Source organism: Alkalibacillus haloalkaliphilus, assembly GCF_007991275.1.
Classification (GTDB): domain Bacteria; phylum Bacillota; class Bacilli; order Bacillales; family Alkalibacillaceae; genus Alkalibacillus; species Alkalibacillus haloalkaliphilus.
This window is the reverse complement of sequence record NZ_BJYA01000025.1, coordinates 1-15,475: the sequence shown is the minus strand read 5'-3', so window position 1 is coordinate 15,475 and position 15,475 is coordinate 1. Positions and strand designations below refer to the sequence as shown.

General features: G+C 38.5%; 16 protein-coding genes. 6 read left to right on the top strand and 10 right to left on the bottom strand.

All coding sequences use genetic code 11. The features are described 5' to 3' along the window. Positions 1-2: 2 nt before the first annotated feature. The 3 genes from AHA02nite_RS14480 (at position 3) to AHA02nite_RS14470 (ending at position 3,590) form a co-directional block, all read left to right on the top strand. Positions 3-851 carry a polysaccharide deacetylase family protein gene (locus AHA02nite_RS14480; RefSeq protein WP_146818540.1) on the top strand — a complete coding sequence of 283 codons (849 nt, stop codon included), beginning with the start codon at positions 3-5 and terminating at the stop codon, positions 849-851. Positions 852-998: 147 nt separating this feature from the next. Then, positions 999-1,652: a peroxiredoxin gene (locus tag AHA02nite_RS14475; RefSeq protein WP_146818538.1), complete on the top strand. Its 654-nt coding sequence runs from the start codon at positions 999-1,001 to the stop codon at positions 1,650-1,652. 141 nt (positions 1,653-1,793) lie between these two features. Continuing rightward, complete coding sequence (locus AHA02nite_RS14470) at positions 1,794-3,590, top strand: M3 family oligoendopeptidase (RefSeq protein ID WP_146818536.1); 1,797 nt, start codon at positions 1,794-1,796, stop codon at positions 3,588-3,590. Positions 3,591-3,609: 19 nt separating this feature from the next. Here AHA02nite_RS14470 and AHA02nite_RS14465 read toward each other — a convergent pair whose 3' ends face one another. Next, positions 3,610-4,116, bottom strand: coding sequence for a GNAT family N-acetyltransferase (locus tag AHA02nite_RS14465; protein WP_218025433.1), 507 nt, complete (start codon positions 4,114-4,116; stop codon positions 3,610-3,612). A gap of 139 nt (positions 4,117-4,255) precedes the next feature. On the opposite strand from AHA02nite_RS14465, the gene AHA02nite_RS14460 reads away from it, so the two are divergent. After that, on the top strand, positions 4,256-4,615 hold the full coding sequence (locus tag AHA02nite_RS14460) for an ArsR/SmtB family transcription factor (protein ID WP_146818532.1): 360 nt from the start codon (positions 4,256-4,258) through the stop codon (positions 4,613-4,615). After that, entirely contained in the window at positions 4,615-6,708 is a 2,094-nt protein-coding gene (locus tag AHA02nite_RS14455; RefSeq protein ID WP_146818530.1) for a heavy metal translocating P-type ATPase, read from the top strand. The genes AHA02nite_RS14460 and AHA02nite_RS14455 overlap by 1 nt, the downstream gene beginning before the upstream one ends. Positions 6,709-6,926: 218 nt before the next feature. On the opposite strand, the gene hisC is transcribed toward AHA02nite_RS14455, so the two are convergent. Genes hisC through hisZ form a run of 9 tightly spaced genes read right to left on the bottom strand, consistent with a single transcriptional unit; the run spans position 6,927 to position 14,481 of the window. Then, the gene (gene hisC / locus AHA02nite_RS14445; protein ID WP_146818527.1) at positions 6,927-7,994 is read right to left on the bottom strand and encodes a histidinol-phosphate transaminase; all 1,068 of its coding nucleotides are present in this window, start codon (positions 7,992-7,994) and stop codon (positions 6,927-6,929) included. 1 nt (position 7,995) lies between these two features. Then, the gene (gene hisIE / locus AHA02nite_RS14440) at positions 7,996-8,619 is read right to left on the bottom strand and encodes a bifunctional phosphoribosyl-AMP cyclohydrolase/phosphoribosyl-ATP diphosphatase HisIE (RefSeq protein WP_146818525.1); all 624 of its coding nucleotides are present in this window, start codon (positions 8,617-8,619) and stop codon (positions 7,996-7,998) included. A gap of 6 nt (positions 8,620-8,625) precedes the next feature. Continuing rightward, positions 8,626-9,384, bottom strand: coding sequence for an imidazole glycerol phosphate synthase subunit HisF (gene hisF, locus AHA02nite_RS14435; RefSeq protein ID WP_146818523.1), 759 nt, complete (start codon positions 9,382-9,384; stop codon positions 8,626-8,628). Then, positions 9,378-10,097: a 1-(5-phosphoribosyl)-5-[(5-phosphoribosylamino)methylideneamino]imidazole-4-carboxamide isomerase gene (gene hisA, locus AHA02nite_RS14430; protein ID WP_146818521.1), complete on the bottom strand. Its 720-nt coding sequence runs from the start codon at positions 10,095-10,097 to the stop codon at positions 9,378-9,380. The genes hisF and hisA overlap by 7 nt, the downstream gene beginning before the upstream one ends. Continuing rightward, positions 10,094-10,708 carry an imidazole glycerol phosphate synthase subunit HisH gene (gene hisH / locus AHA02nite_RS14425; RefSeq protein ID WP_146818520.1) on the bottom strand — a complete coding sequence of 205 codons (615 nt, stop codon included), beginning with the start codon at positions 10,706-10,708 and terminating at the stop codon, positions 10,094-10,096. Before hisH ends, hisA begins: the two co-directional genes overlap by 4 nt. A 15-nt stretch (positions 10,709-10,723) precedes the next feature. Beyond that, on the bottom strand, positions 10,724-11,308 hold the full coding sequence (gene hisB, locus AHA02nite_RS14420; RefSeq protein WP_146818518.1) for an imidazoleglycerol-phosphate dehydratase HisB: 585 nt from the start codon (positions 11,306-11,308) through the stop codon (positions 10,724-10,726). Between the two features lie 18 nt (positions 11,309-11,326). Beyond that, positions 11,327-12,610 (bottom strand): histidinol dehydrogenase, encoded by a 1,284-nt coding sequence (gene hisD / locus AHA02nite_RS14415; protein ID WP_146818516.1) that lies wholly within the window; start codon positions 12,608-12,610, stop codon positions 11,327-11,329. After that, positions 12,600-13,253: an ATP phosphoribosyltransferase gene (gene hisG, locus AHA02nite_RS14410; protein WP_146818514.1), complete on the bottom strand. Its 654-nt coding sequence runs from the start codon at positions 13,251-13,253 to the stop codon at positions 12,600-12,602. Before hisG ends, hisD begins: the two co-directional genes overlap by 11 nt. Next, the gene (hisZ, locus tag AHA02nite_RS14405; RefSeq protein WP_146818512.1) at positions 13,240-14,481 is read right to left on the bottom strand and encodes an ATP phosphoribosyltransferase regulatory subunit; all 1,242 of its coding nucleotides are present in this window, start codon (positions 14,479-14,481) and stop codon (positions 13,240-13,242) included. The genes hisG and hisZ overlap by 14 nt, the downstream gene beginning before the upstream one ends. Before the next feature lie 126 nt (positions 14,482-14,607). Between hisZ and AHA02nite_RS14400 the strand changes: the two genes are divergently transcribed. Continuing rightward, complete coding sequence (locus tag AHA02nite_RS14400) at positions 14,608-15,393, top strand: histidinol-phosphatase HisJ family protein (protein WP_146818510.1); 786 nt, start codon at positions 14,608-14,610, stop codon at positions 15,391-15,393. Positions 15,394-15,475: the final 82 nt, after the last annotated feature.

Sequence of the window (15,475 nt, the reverse complement as noted above, 5' to 3'; positions counted from 1 at the left end):
TTATGAAATTAACTCGTTTATTAGTTTTAATTGTTTTAATAACAATAGCGGCCTGCTCTGGTTTAAATGAAAGTGAGGTCAATAGCGCTAACGACCACGGAAGTAGCGATCACTTCATATCTGAACGAACATCAATTAACGCATCTTCACGACCAAATATAGACCCTGAACAGTATTCAAGCGAAAGTCACGAGTGGGGTGAATTTGTTACAGGAGTCAAAACACAACTCGATACAGAGGAAGAAGTTATTGCATTAACATTCGATGCTTGTGGAGGACCGTATGGAAGAGGGTATGACGAAGAGTTAATCGACTTTTTAACCGAGCATGAAATCCCAGCTACGCTATTTGTTAACAAAGACTGGATCGAACATAATGAAGAAACCTTTATACAATTAGCTGAAAACCCGTTGTTCCAAATTGAAAATCATGGTACTGACCATTTACCTCTATCAGTAAGTGGTCGTACAGCTTGGGGGATCGATGGCACAAGCAGTCCTGAAGAAGTATATGAAGAGGTTCAAACAAACCAGCAATACATTTATGAGTTAACTGGTGAAACACCTAGCTTTTTCAGGTCTGGGACAGCCTATTATGATGAGATAGCTGTCGAGATGATTCAAGATATGGGGCTTGAAGCTGTTAATTACAACGTCTTAGGGGATGCTGGTGGGACTTATTCTAGTGAACAAGTCGAACAGTCATTACTTCAAGCAGAACCTGGCTCTATTGCTCTTCTACACATGAATCAACCGAGTAGCGGAACGAGAGATGGTGTTATGAACGCTATTCCACAATTAATCGAAGAAGGATATGAGTTTGTTCATTTAGATGATTCTCCCCTCAAGTAAAAAGGAACTTACCAAGTCGTGATTAAATGATCACGACTTTTTTTAATCCCACTGAGCAAATTGAATGAATTTTAATAAATCTTCTGTTACACTTAAAACATAGTAATCTTATAGGAATTAACAACTTTTAAAAAGGAGAGGGAATAGATGTCTGAAGAAAATCAACAGTATCAACTTCCACGTATTGGGGACCCTGCACCTGACTTTGAGGCAAAAACAACACACGGGGTTAAGAAATTAGAGGATTATAAGGGGTCTTGGCTCGTTTTATTTTCACACCCTGCTGATTTTACCCCTGTTTGTACAACTGAATTTGTATCATTTCAAGGAATTTATCCGCAACTAAGAGAATTAAACACAGAATTACTCGGTTTGAGCATCGATAGTGTTCAATCACACATCGCCTGGGCTCGTAACATTGAAGAAAACTTCAATGTAGAGATCGAATTCCCAGTAATAGCAGACTTAGATCAAAAAGTCGCTCAAAAGTATGGGATGATTCACCCGAATGATAGCGGAACTGAAACGAATCGTGCAGTGTTCGTCATTGATGATCAACAAGTTGTAAAATCAATCATCTACTATCCACTAACAACAGGCCGTAACATGGATGAGATCGTCCGACTCGTTAAAGCACTGCAAACAACTGCAGAGCATCAAGTATCGACACCTGCAGACTGGACACCAGGAGATAAAGTAATTGTTCCTCCACCAGCATCTAAACAGGAAGCTGAGGCACGCGCTAAAGATGAAAGTCTAGAAGTTATTGACTGGTACATCGCTAAAAAAGACTTAAAATAAGTTCAATTGAAGCATTGTCGTGTTAAACGGCAATGCTTTAATTTATTTCTTAACACGAAATATTCTTCATTCGAACTACTATTTATGCTATACTATCGTTATACTATTATGAAAATTTAGAATGTAACGGGAGGTTTTTGTATGACTAAAACAAGTTATCCTGTTGTTTGGGACTTAGATGTCTTCTTTAAAGGTGGTAGCGATTCAGAAGAATTACGTCGTCACCTTGATGAGACAAAAGAGCGCCTTGCTACAGTAGCTGAGAAGTTTAACCAATTTGAAACACCAACTTCAGTCAATCAAGCTGAAGAAGTATCTAATTTAATTGAAGAAGGGTCTAGTTTGGCACAACACATTCGCCAGGCGGGTGCTTTCATTTCATGCCTTGAAGCACAAGATATGTCAGACCATAAAGCAAGCACTTTGCGCAGTGAAGTAACTGAGTTATCAGCTACATATGGCGCAGCATTCAATAGTTTCAAACAAAAATTAGCTCAAACTGATGAAAACGTTTGGCAAGAATTTTTAGAGCATGACAAATTAGCTGAGCTTACTTTCGTTTTAAACGAATGGCGTGATGCTGCACAAGAACAACTTTCTGAAGATGAAGAGGCTCTGATTTCCTCCCTATCAGTTGACGGTTACCACGCTTGGGGACAAATGTACAACACCATCATAGGTGGCATGACAGTCAATGTCACAGTTGACGGTGAAGAAAAAGAGTTATCTGTAGGTCAAGCGAATAACTTACTTTCACACGAAAACCCTGAAGTACGCAAACAAGTATTTGAAAAGTTAGAAGCTGCTTGGAAAGAGAAAGAATCATTATTTGCTAATACACTAAACCATTTAGCTGGTTTCCGTTTAAATGTCTATAAAAAGCGCGGTTGGGACAATGTGTTAAAAGAACCGCTTGATATTAACCGCATGCAACAAGACACACTTGATGCGATGTGGGGTGCAATTACGAAGCATAAACAACCATTTGTAGACTTTTTATACCGTAAAGCTGAGTTGTTAGGTAAAGATAAACTTGAATGGTATGACCTAGGTGCACCAACTCAAGAAAATAGTCAAAAGCTTTCTTATGACGAAGGGGCGCAATTTATATTAAAGCATTTTGAAGAGTTTAGCCCTATAATGGCTAAGTTTTCTAAAACTGCTTTTGAAGAAGGTTGGATTGAAGCTGAAGATCGTTCAGGCAAACGCCCTGGTGGGTTCTGTACTGGTTTCCCATTAAGTGAACAGTCTCGTATTTTCATGACATATAGCGGATCAATGTCTAACGTAGCAACGTTAGCTCACGAATTGGGTCACGCTTACCATTCGTATGCATTAAAGCCGGTTCACCCGCTTAACCGTCGATATGCCATGAATGTTGCCGAAACAGCTTCGACTTTTGCAGAGATGATTGTAGCTGACGCAGCTGTTAAAGCAGCAGACACAAAAGAAGATCAAATTGCACTATTAGAAGATAAACTTCAACGTAGTGTGGCGTTCTTTATGAATATTCACTCTCGTTTCTTATTCGAGACACGTTTTTATGAAGAGCGTAAAAACGGATTCGTACCAGCAAGTCGTTTAAATGAATTAACAGATGAAGCTCAACGTGAAGCTTATTGTGATGCGGTAAACTCAACAAGCCCGAGTTACTGGTCGAATAAACTACACTTCCACATTACAGGGGTACCTTTTTATAACTTCCCGTACACGTTTGGTTATTTATTCTCGCTTAGCATTTATGCTAAAGCGCTTGAAGAAGGTACTAACTATGAAGACCAGTACATCGCACTATTACAAGATACGGCGAGAATGTCGGTTGAAGACTTAGCTATGAAGCATTTAGGTGAAGATATTACGAAAGAAGCATTCTGGGAGAAAGGTATTGAACTTTGTAAGAAGGACGTAGCGGAGTATTTAGAGTTAACGAGTCAATAAAAATAATCCCAGTTAAGGTTTATTCCTTAACTGGGATTTTCTTTTCAAAGTAATAAAATGGCTCTGTAAAATCACCGTGACGTTGACGGTCAACAAGTTGATAATCGCCTTTATAAAACAAATTAATCGCTGCTTTATTTTCTCCATTTGTATCAGTTCTAATGTAACAGAACCCTCGCTTTTCAGCTAAGTTTTCTGCAAAACGATAGAAAGCTAAAGCGATCCCTTTATGTCTAGCAGCTGGTTTGACAGCTAGTCTTTTTATACATAAAAACGGAGCTTGCTCAGACCAATTAATCTCTTCGTATTCTTCATGTCCTTCGTCACTAATACAAGCAACCGCTAACACTTCCCCTTGTTCTTCATAAACATATAATTCATCTTTTTCAATGTCTGCCTCATAGTGCTTTCTTAACGGATATGTATCGCCCCACTGCGTCATTCCTGCTTCTTTCATAACGCGTTTTGCTTCAATTACTATTTGTTCGATTTGATTTAAATCGTCATGTGTAGCTTCTCTAATCAAGGAAATCACCTTTTCTTTTTTTCATAGTTTATCACATTTTAAATTATTGCTTAATTTAGTTGCATTGCTTTTGACATTCAAACGTATATTTGAATATAATACATTCAAACGAACATTTGAATGAAAGTAGGAGAATGAATTGAAACTACCTAACTGTACATCTGAAATAAGTGAAGATCAACTTAAAAATATTTATAAATCGGTTAACCAAACATCGATTAAAGCTGTAGCGCAATTGTTCAAAGTGTTAAGTGACCCAACTAGAGTCAAAATCGCTCAAGCTTTAACAATCGAGGAAGAACTTTGTGTCTGTGACCTAGCAGCTATTACAGAAACATCGGTCGCTTCCGCTTCACATCATTTAAGAACGTTAAAAAAACACGGTTTAGCTAAGACTAGGAAACAAGGGAAAAACATTTATTACTCACTTGATGATCACCACGTTCACGACCTCGTTAACATTGCCGTTGAGCACCAGCACGAACTGGAGGAATCGTAATGGCTCAAGAAACCTATTACGTCAAAGGTATGTCTTGTACTTCATGTGCAAAAACATTTGAAAATAACGTTAAAGATATCGAATCGGTTGAAGACGCTCATGTTAATTTTGGCGCTTCAAAAATTACCGTTCAAGGTGATGCTTCTATCCAACAATTAGAACAAGCCGGTGCATTTGAAAGTTTATCTGTATCGAAACAGTACGAAAAACATTCACCACGTCGGTTAAATACGTTGAAGTCGAACTGGCATATTGTCGCATCTTCAATTTTCTTATTAATAGGCATTTACTTATTAGTTCAATTAGGCGAAGAACATCCTGTTACGACATCGGCATTTTTAGCTTCGATTGCTGTTGGTGGCTATCAACTGTTAAGTACAGGCGTGCGACATTTACTTAGACTGCGCTTTGATATGAAAACTTTAATGACAATTGCTGTAATTGGTGCAGCAATCATCGGTGAATGGGTTGAAGGTGCAGTCGTCGTCATCCTATTTGCCATTAGCGAAGCGTTAGAGCGGTTCTCAATTGATCGCGCTCGTTCATCTATTCAGTCGTTAATGGAGTTAGCACCTGACACTGCTAGAGTAAGGCGCAACAATGAGTTAATGGAGCTAAACGTATCTAATATTCAAGTTGGCGATACTGTCATTATTAAACCGGGTGAAAAAATCCCTGTTGATGGTATGGTAACCAAAGGTGAGTCAACGATTAATCAAGCAGCGATCACAGGTGAATCTGTACCTGTATTCAAAGCCGAGAATGAAGAAGTGTTTGCTGGTACTTTAAATGAAGAAGGCTATTTAGAAGTTAATGTCCAAAAGTTAGCTGAAGACTCTACTTTAGCCAAAATTATTCATTTAGTTGAAGAAGCTCAAAACGAAAAAGCACCTGCTCAACAATTTATCGACCGTTTCGCTGCTTACTATACACCTTTAATTATGGTGGTCGCACTTGGTGTCGCTACCGTTCCACCGGTCTTTTTCGGTCTAAGTTTTGAAACTTGGGTGTACCAAGGATTAGCCGTATTAGTTGTCGGTTGTCCTTGCGCTTTAGTCATTTCAACACCTGTAGCCATTGTCACAGCGATCGGAAGTGCAGCACGAAACGGCGTATTAATTAAAGGAGGCGCTTATTTAGAAGCTCTTGGTCAGGTTAAAACAATTGCTTTTGATAAAACAGGCACCATTACACAAGGTAAGCCTGTCGTTCAATCTTATCAATTATTTGATGAAAGCATTTCACCTGAGTACTTTTTCGAAAAAGCATACACATTAGAGGCTCTTTCACAACATCCGCTAGCAAAAGCTATTACTGAATATGCGAATGAACATGTTGGGCATGGACCATTATCGGACGTTACTGACTTTCAATCGATTACTGGAAGAGGTGTAACTGGTGAAATCGACCGTTCACAGTTTAAAATCGGAAGCCCATCAATGTTCGATTTAAATAGTGAGCAACAAACAGCTGTCAATGAAGCTAGACAATCTGGCCATACGGTTATTATAATGAGTGAAAATGAACGTGTTCTTGGCTTAGTGAGTATAGCTGATGCCATTCGTCCAATGGCACAAAACATGATCGCTAAATTAAATAAACTAAACATCAACCGGACTGTATTACTAACTGGTGATCATGAAGTAACAGCTAAATCAATTAGTCACCAAGTTGGCATTAAACAGTACTTGTCTCAATTACTACCGAAAGATAAGCAAGTCAAAGTTAAAGAGTTGCAAGAACAACACGGACAAATTGCGATGGTCGGTGACGGTGTTAATGATGCACCTGCACTAGCTACTGCAAACGTTGGTATTGCGATGGGAGGTGCTGGGACAGATACTGCACTAGAAACGGCTGATATTGCGCTTATGGGCGATGATTTATCAAAACTTCCTTACACGATGAAGTTAAGTCGAAAAGCATTAAACATTATTAAACAAAACATTGTCTTTGCACTGACAACGAAAGCACTTGCGTTATTGTTAGTCATCCCTGGCTGGTTAACGTTATGGATTGCGATACTAGCCGACATGGGAGCAACATTACTTGTAACGCTTAATGCACTAAGATTACTCAAATTAAAGGATTAACTATATTTAAAGCTGGCCAGGGTGCCAGCTTTTTTTGGTGCTATGAGCCTCTTGAATGATTCTATGAGCCTCTCGACCTGTTCTATGAGCTTCTTGAGCTGTTCTATGAGCCTCTTGCTCGATTCTATGAGCCTCTCGGGCTTTTCTATGAGCTTCTAGATCAAGGGTTTGAGCATCTGGACTAAATCTTTGAGCATCTAAATCACTTTTTTGAGCATCTAGCAATCACTGTTTAATAAATTCGAAATCTCATTCAATAAGCGCTCCATCTCTTCATCCGTCCCAATTGATATTCGGACATACCCTCTTACTTCAGGTTTGTCGAAGTAACGAATGTAGAAGCCTCGTTCTTTTAAAGTTAAATACAACCATTCTGCTTCAACGCCGGTCGGTTTTACAAATAAGAAGTTAGCTTTAGAATCTAAAACTTCGAAACCTAATTCTTCAAGTGATTGCTTAAACCAAACTCGAGTGTTGATCACACGTTCCAACGTTTCTCGATAATAGGCGTCATCACTTAACGCCGTTTCAGCCCCTGCTAATGACACACTGTTGATTGTGTACGAATTAAATGAGTTTTTAATCCGCTCGAGTCCTTCAATTAAGTCTTCTTGCCCTATTGCATAACCGACTCTAATGCCTGCAAGAGCATGTGATTTCGATAATGTCTTTGTTACGAGTAAATTTGGGTACTGCTCGACTAGCTCTACAGCTGACTCTGCTCCAAACTCAACATATGCTTCATCTACAATTACGACATTATTTGGATTACCTTGTAAAATTTCTTCAACTTGGTACAAGCGTAAAGCTAACCCTGTTGGGGCATTCGGGTTTGGAAATATGACACCACCAATCGACTGTTTCATTGCTTCAACGTCAATTGTAAAATCATCATTTAACGTCACTGCTTGATACGGAATGCCATACAAGTTCGCATAAACAGGGTAAAAACTATACGTCACGCTCGGAAACTTAATCGCCTCGTTAGCTTCAAAGAACGCTTGAAAGGCGAAAGCTAACACTTCATCAGACCCATTTCCAACAAACACTTGTTCACTATTGACCCCTTCACGATTTGCGATGACACGTTTTAACGAGTCGACTGTTGGCGTTGGGTACTTTCTCAAACCTTCATTTACAACCTCTTTCATCGCTTCTAATGTGTTTGGTGAAGGTGGGTATGGGTTTTCATTCGTATTTAACTTAATAATTTGCGATTCATTCGGTTGTTCCCCAGGAATATAAGGCTTTGCTTCACGTGCTGTTCGGCTCCAAAACTTGCTCATTCTACTCACCCTTCATTCTCTTCGTTAACACTTCTTTCACTTGCTCAACAGACATTTCTTTTTCCACCATTAGTACGAGTAAATGATAAGTTAGATCTGCAATTTCCATCGCTAAATTTTCATCGTCATCATTTTTAGCGCCAATTAAAATTTCACCTGACTCTTCACTTATTTTCTTTAAAATTTTATCAACGCCCTCATCAAATAAGTAATTCGTATAGGACCCTTCTTTACGATTCGTTTTACGTTCTTCAATCGCACTATACAAGTCATCAATAACTGAACGGTTAAACGGAGTTGATTCCCCTAGATCTACTTCGCGATAAAAACAACTTTTTTCCCCTGTATGGCATGCAGCACCCACTTGCTCAACTTGAATAAGTAACGCATCTTCATCACAATCATAGCTTAATTGTTTAACGTTTTGATCATTTCCTGACGTAGCCCCTTTTTGCCAAAGTTCTTGTCGACTTCTGCTGTAAAACCACGTTCGCTTCGTCTCAATCGTCTTATTAAGCGACTCTTCATTCATGTAAGCTAACATGAGCACTTCACCTGTTTTATAATCTTGAATAATTGCGGGCACTAAACCTTTTTCATCAAATTGGACTTCTAACTGCTTCATAACTGTTCACCCTAACCTAATTGGAAGTTGCTGTTCATATAAATATTGCTTTAATGATTGTAAGTCGATCTCACCAAAGTGAAAGACAGATGCGGCCAATGCAGCATCAGCCCGACCTTGTTTTAACACATCACGAAAATGTTCTACTTGACCAGCACCACCTGAAGCTACAATTGGAATGTTCACTTGTTCACTTAACTCAGCCATAACCTCATTGTGATAGCCTTGTTTCACACCATCTGTATCCATAACGTTTAAAACAATCTCACCTGATCCACGACGCTCGCCTTCTTTTGCCCATTCAAATAATGTTTTACCAGTATTTTCGCGTCCACCTTTAACGAAAACAAACCACTCACCATCAACTTCTTTCGCATCAATTGATAAAACGACACATTGGTTACCGAAACGAACAGCCGCTTCATCAATTAATGAAGGCCTAGAAACAGCTGCACTATTAACGGATACTTTATCTGCTCCCGCTTGTAACACAGCTCTAAAATCTTCAACTGACTGTATGCCTCCACCGACAGTAAACGGAATATGAACTTCCTCAGCTACTCGTTCAACGACGTCTAAAAAAATACCTCGCTTTTCATGTGAAGCTGTTATATCGTAAAAGACGAGTTCATCAGCACCTAGTTCACTATACTTTTTTCCAAGTTCGACTGGGTCAGCGACATCTTGTATGTCAGCAAACTTTTTCCCTTTCACAACTCTTCCATCTTGAACGTCTAAACAAGGAATAATTCTTTTCGCTAACATGTCTTAGGCTCCTTCATAATATCTGATAGGTTTACTCGATCTTCATAGAGAGCTTTGCCAACGATCGCACCGTAAAGATTCAATTCACTTAATCTTTGAATATCTGAAAGTGATGAGACCCCTCCAGATGCTATAATCTGTAATTCAGATTGCTCATTCAAGTCCGATAAAGCTTCAAAGTTTGGCCCTTCAAGCATGCCGTCTTTAGAAATATCAGTATAAACAATCGTCTTAACACCAGCAGATTCTAACTGTTTAGCAAACTGACTCGCTTCTATATCTGATGTTTCAATCCAACCGTCAGTAGCTACATAACCATCTCTTGCATCAACTGAGACGACGATTCTTTCTTCACCGAATTGATCGACCGCTGCTTTTACAAAATCAGGATTTTTAACAGCAGCTGTCCCTAAAATGACTCGATTAACGCCGATTTCAATTAATTCTTCAATACGTTCTAAGCTACGCACACCGCCACCAACTTGAACTGGGATCGAGACGGTATCAACAATCTGCCTAATGACATCTAAGTTTTCTGAAGGGTCACCTTTGGCTGCGTCTAAATCGACTAAATGTAAAAAGCTCGCTCCCTCATCTACCCACTCTTGCGCCATTTCAACAGGGTCACCATACGTTGTTTGCTCGTTATAATTACCTTGTTTTAATCGAACACATCTTTGATTTAGAATGTCTATCGCAGGAAAAATTCTCATCTAACCATCTCCCCAAAGTTCTTTAACATTTGCATACCGACTCGCGCACTTTTTTCTGGGTGATATTGCATCCCCATTATGTGATTACGCTTAACAGCCGATGTAAAAGGCTTGCCGTAATCCGTCGCATGTAATATATCTTCTTCGTTTTTCGGTTGAGCAAAGAAAGAATGCACGAAATATACGTAATCGCCATCTTGAACATTTTGATTAATTATTGCATCTTTGTATGGTTTGCTTACTTTCAATTGATTCCAACCCATATGAGGAACTTTTAAATCAAGTTCAAAACGCACAATCTCACCTTCTATTAAACCTATCCCTTCGTGTTCACCATGTTCATAACTCTTCTCAAATAGCAGCTGCATACCGAGACATATACCTAGTAAAGGCTTACCTTTACTCGCTTGACTTTTTATCTCATCTGTAAAACCTGTCTCATTCAAACGATTCATCGCTTCACCAAATGCTCCAACCCCTGGCAAAATGATGCCATCAGCACTTTGGAGATCCGCTGGTTGACCGGTCACCTTACATTCAATGTTTAAGAGACTTAATGCATGCTGAACATTTTTTAAATTACCTGCTCCATAATCAATAATTGCAATCATTTATGATTCCTACCTTTACAACATTCCTTTAGTTGATGGAACTTCTCCATTCTCATCTTGTATAGTCAGTGCTTCATTCAATACACGCCCCAAGCCTTTGAAGATCGATTCAATAATGTGGTGATTGTTGTGGCCATGAATGAGCTTCACGTGCAATGTCACACCAGCTTGATTAACGAATGCTCGTAAAAATTCCTCGACTAACTCAGTATCAAACGTACCGACCTTTTCACTTAACCCTTGAACGTCATACACTAAATATGGTCTATTAGAGACATCAACTGATACTAAACTTAACGATTCATCCATCGGTGTGAAGTCAGTTGCATAACGTTTAATTCCTCTCTTATCACCTATTGCTTGTTTAAAGGCTCGCCCTAATACGATCCCAACATCTTCTACTGTATGATGATCATCTACTTGTAAGTCACCATCTGCTTTTACCGTTAAATCAAAAGATCCATGAGCAGAAAATAACGTTAACATATGGTCGAAAAAGCCGACACCTGTTTCAATATCTACTTCTTTCTTTCCGTCAATGACAAGTGATAGATCAATTGTCGTCTCACTTGTTTCTCGATTAATTGTTGCTTGTCGCATAGACGTGTCACCTCTCATTTAGTCAAAACGTATTCGCACGGATTCTTTGTGAGCATCAAGCCCTTCTTCATCAGCAAACTGTTCAATTTGGCTTCGCACACTACTTAAAGCCTGCTCATTGTAATAAATGACGCTTGATTTTTTCATAAAGTCATAAACACCTAATGGCGATGAAAATTTCGCTGTGCCACTCGTTGGCAAAGTATGATTTGGCCCGGCAAAATAATCGCCTAACGGTTCTGGTGAATAATCACCTAAAAAGATTGCACCAGCACTTTTCACTTTCTCTAGTTGTTCAAAAGGATTTCTTACTTGTAACTCAAGGTGCTCAGGTGCTAATTCGTTTACAAACTCAAACGCATCATTTAGATCACTGACGACATAAATTGCGCCTTCATTGTTTATAGACTGTTGTAAAATTTCTTGTCGGTTAAGCTTTTTCATTTGCCGGTCGACTTCACTTTGTATTTCATCTGCTAATTGTTTATTTGTCGTTACTGCTATTGCAGACGCTAGTTCATCATGTTCTGCTTGCGCTAATAGATCAGCAGCAACGAAATTAGCATTCGCCTCGTCGTCCGCTACGACACAAACCTCACTTGGCCCTGCAATTAGATCGATTCCAACATCACCGAATACATATTTCTTAGCACGAGCTACATAGGCGTTACCAGGACCAACTATTTTATGAACTGAAGAGACGTTTTCAGTTCCATATGCTAACGCTGCAATGCCATGCGCCCCACCTATTTTTAATATTTCATCAGCTCCAGCCATGTAAGCAGCTACAATTGTCGTTGGGTTGACTGAACCATCCCGTTGGACAGGCGTGGTTACAATCACTTGTTCAACTCCAGCAACTTTAGCCGGCAAAATATTCATTAAAACGGTCGAGGGGTAGGCTGCTTTTCCTCCTGGTACATAAACACCGACTCGTTCAATCGGTCTTACTTGTTGCCCAAGCCATACGCCTTGTTGATCATTCGTATACCACGACTGTTCTTTTTGTAATTTGTGATAGTTTGCAATGTTTTCTTTTGCCTCTTTCAAAATTTGTACTAACGATTCATCAACTTGAGTAAAGGCATAATCAATCTCTTCTTGTGACACTTTGTAATCGTCTAGCTCTACACCGTCTAATTGTTTTATATATTGATATACAGCTTGATTGCCGTCTTTTCTAACGTTGTTTACAATCGCTTCAACACGTTCATCAATTATTTGGTTGTTTTCTTGATTGCGAGCTAGTCGCTTCTTTACTACTCTTTCAATGTCTTCGCGTGATATTTGTTCAACTTTCATTAGTGACACTTCCTTTTGAATCGACAATCGATTTGACTTGGTCTATTAACGGACGTATTTTCTCATCTTTTGTTTTAAAACTCGCTTTGTTTGTGACAAGTCTAGCACTAATGTCCATCATATTTTCAATAATGACTAGATTGTTCTCTTTAAGTGTTGAGCCAGTCTCGACGATATCAACAACAACATCACTTAAACCGACTAGTGGAGCTAATTCAACTGAACCGTTCAACTTAATAGTCTCGATTTGTTTGCCTTGAGCCTTGAAGTAATCATTTGTAATTTTCGGGTACTTAGTTCCAACCGTTAAATGGTGGTACTGATTCAGACTAACTCCAGGTTCACCCGCTACTGCGAAACGACAACGCCCAAATCCTAAGTCAACTACTTCAAACACATCAACACCAGCTTCTAGTAATGTGTCTTTACCTGCTACGCCGATATCAGCTGCACCATTTTCTACATAAGTGCCAACGTCAGTTGCTTTTACTAAAATAAGCTCGTAGTGACCATCATCACTAGTAAACATTAGTTTGCGAGATTTCTCATGGTAAGAAGTAAACTTAAGTCCAATCTGTTCAAACAACTCAATACTTAAATCAGCGAGTCGCCCTTTAGCTAGTGCTATTTTAATTGTTTCCATTCTTAAAACCTGCCTTCGTGAGGAAATCTTCAACAGTCGTAAAAGTAAATGTTTCACCTTTTATTTCTACTTTTTTCTCAGAAAGGTAAATGACTGGGTCTCCAGTAGTTGAATCATTCTCATAGTGCATATTTACGACTACACCTTTCCCCCTTAACTCTTGAGCGAATTCCATTGCTTTAACGAAATCTTTCTCTTCCGTTACAACATCAACTGTTTCAAGTTGATTAGTTTTAAATGACTGTTGTTTTTTAACAATCGAAATTAGGTCATCTAAATAAATACCAAAACCTATAGCACTTGTTTCTAAATCAAAGTATTTCGTTAGTTGATCGTAACGTCCACCTTGAATGATTGGTTTTCCGTAACCTTCTATATAGCCTTGAAACATCGTTCCTGAGTAATAATTTAAATGGTTCACCAACCCTAAATCGATTGAAATGTAGTGGGCATACCCTAGTTGTTCTAGCTGATTGACTAATTCAACTAATCTTTTAAGCGATTGCTTCATTCCACGATTAACGGCAATTTTTTCAGCTTCTGTAATAACATAGTTAGGTGAGCCGAACAAACTTGGTAGTTGGATTAATTGGTTTTTGATTTGATCGTTTACTTGATACTGTGTTAACAAGCGACTTAGTTCGTATTCGTTCTTCTCATCAACTTTTTGTTGGACGACCAATTGTTGTTCTATCGTTAGTCCCGCTTCTTGTAACAAAGATTGAAAGAAACCCGCTTGACCTAGTTCAAGCTGTATATTTTTTAAGCCTGATTGTTTTAACGATTCGATCGCCATAACAATCATTTCGATATCATTTAACGGATGTGCATCATCAAACCATTCAACACCTACTTGTGAAAATGAACGTGAGGACCGGTCTGATTCACCACTTTCCATTCTAAAAATGTTCGTAACATATAGAAACTTATTATACGTTTCTACTTCTGATTGTGACTGAGCAACCATACGAGCAATTGGGACTGTTGCATCTGGCCTCAAGACTAACACTTTGCCATCACGGTCTATTAATTTAATCATTTGATCCGAATTCATCGTTCCTGGAACATTCATGAACAGATCATAATATTCGAACGTTGGCGTTTGAATGGGTTGATACCCATAGCTACTTATCACATGCTGTAATTGTCCAGTTAATGCTTGCTTCAATTCATAATCATCTGCATATAAATCTGTAACCCCTTGAGGCAACTGCTGACTAAAAGCCATTACGAAACACCCTTTACCACTCTATTTGTTTATCACTTTATCAGAATAAAGATTAATAACATTTTATCCATTGTCTTTTAAACTGTCAACCAGTTAAAATGAGATTAATAGAAAGGATGAGCTAACATGTTTGATAACCATATGCACTCGAACTTTTCAGCAGATTGTGAAGCACCAATGGAAGATATGATTGAAGCAGGAATTAAAAATGATGTAAAAGAATTATCGTTTACAGAACATATTGATTATGATTATCCAGACTCTTCAATTGTATTCGATGTGGACCTCCAGCGTTATGATCAAAAAATTAAAGAAATGCAAGATGTATATAAAAATAAAATCAACATCCGTAAAGGAATTGAACTTGGTCTCCAACCACATTTAACTGAACGGTATAATCAACTGTTAAACGAAGAAAGCTTTGATTTTATTATTGCTTCTATGCATACGACAGATAAGAAAGACTTACATTCAGGAAACTTATTTGAAGGACAATCTTTAAATGAAGCATATGAAAAGTACTATACGGAGCTATATGAATGTTTGAGGGATTTCGATCAGTTTAGTATTTTAGGACACTTAGATTTAGTATCACGCTATAAATATGAGCCAGGTGTTTATCACTTTTTAGATGTCATTGAGGAAATGTTTAAAATTATTATTCCACGTGGCCAAGGAATTGAAATTAATACGTCAGGTTATAAGTACAACATGAACCGATTGTTGCCGAGTCGCAACATACTGCAGTTGTATTATGATATGGGTGGAGAAATAATTACAGTTGGTTCTGATGCTCATAAACCTGAACGTGTCGGCGACCGAATCGATGAAGGGTACCATTTATTAAAAGACATTGGATTTAAATATGTTTCAACATTCCAAAACCGCGAACCACAATTTCATAAGCTGTAAATATTTAAGAGGCTGGGATAAAAGCGGTGAAGTGCAATGAAAACACGAACGTTAATGTTTCAACTTATTTGAGCAGTGCTTA

Bases quoted from the DNA above. Each gene is read 5' to 3' on its own strand.
- hisG (WP_146818514.1), bottom strand. From the start codon at position 13,253: ATGGAAACAATTAAAATAGCACTAGCTAAAGGGCGACTCGCTGATTTA.
- hisIE (WP_146818525.1), bottom strand. From the start codon at position 8,619: ATGAAGCAGTTAGAAGTCCAATTTGATGAAAAAGGTTTAGTGCCCGCA.
- AHA02nite_RS14470 (WP_146818536.1), top strand. From the start codon at position 1,794: ATGACTAAAACAAGTTATCCTGTTGTTTGGGACTTAGATGTCTTCTTT.
- AHA02nite_RS14480 (WP_146818540.1), top strand. From the start codon at position 3: ATGAAATTAACTCGTTTATTAGTTTTAATTGTTTTAATAACAATAGCG.
- hisB (WP_146818518.1), bottom strand. From the start codon at position 11,308: ATGCGACAAGCAACAATTAATCGAGAAACAAGTGAGACGACAATTGAT.
- AHA02nite_RS14400 (WP_146818510.1), top strand. From the start codon at position 14,608: ATGTTTGATAACCATATGCACTCGAACTTTTCAGCAGATTGTGAAGCA.
- AHA02nite_RS14475 (WP_146818538.1), top strand. From the start codon at position 999: ATGTCTGAAGAAAATCAACAGTATCAACTTCCACGTATTGGGGACCCT.
- hisC (WP_146818527.1), bottom strand. From the start codon at position 7,994: ATGAGCAAGTTTTGGAGCCGAACAGCACGTGAAGCAAAGCCTTATATT.
- hisH (WP_146818520.1), bottom strand. From the start codon at position 10,708: ATGATTGCAATTATTGATTATGGAGCAGGTAATTTAAAAAATGTTCAG.
- hisA (WP_146818521.1), bottom strand. From the start codon at position 10,097: ATGAGAATTTTTCCTGCGATAGACATTCTAAATCAAAGATGTGTTCGA.
- hisF (WP_146818523.1), bottom strand. From the start codon at position 9,384: ATGTTAGCGAAAAGAATTATTCCTTGTTTAGACGTTCAAGATGGAAGA.
- hisZ (WP_146818512.1), bottom strand. From the start codon at position 14,481: ATGGCTTTTAGTCAGCAGTTGCCTCAAGGGGTTACAGATTTATATGCA.
- AHA02nite_RS14455 (WP_146818530.1), top strand. From the start codon at position 4,615: ATGGCTCAAGAAACCTATTACGTCAAAGGTATGTCTTGTACTTCATGT.
- hisD (WP_146818516.1), bottom strand. From the start codon at position 12,610: ATGAAAGTTGAACAAATATCACGCGAAGACATTGAAAGAGTAGTAAAG.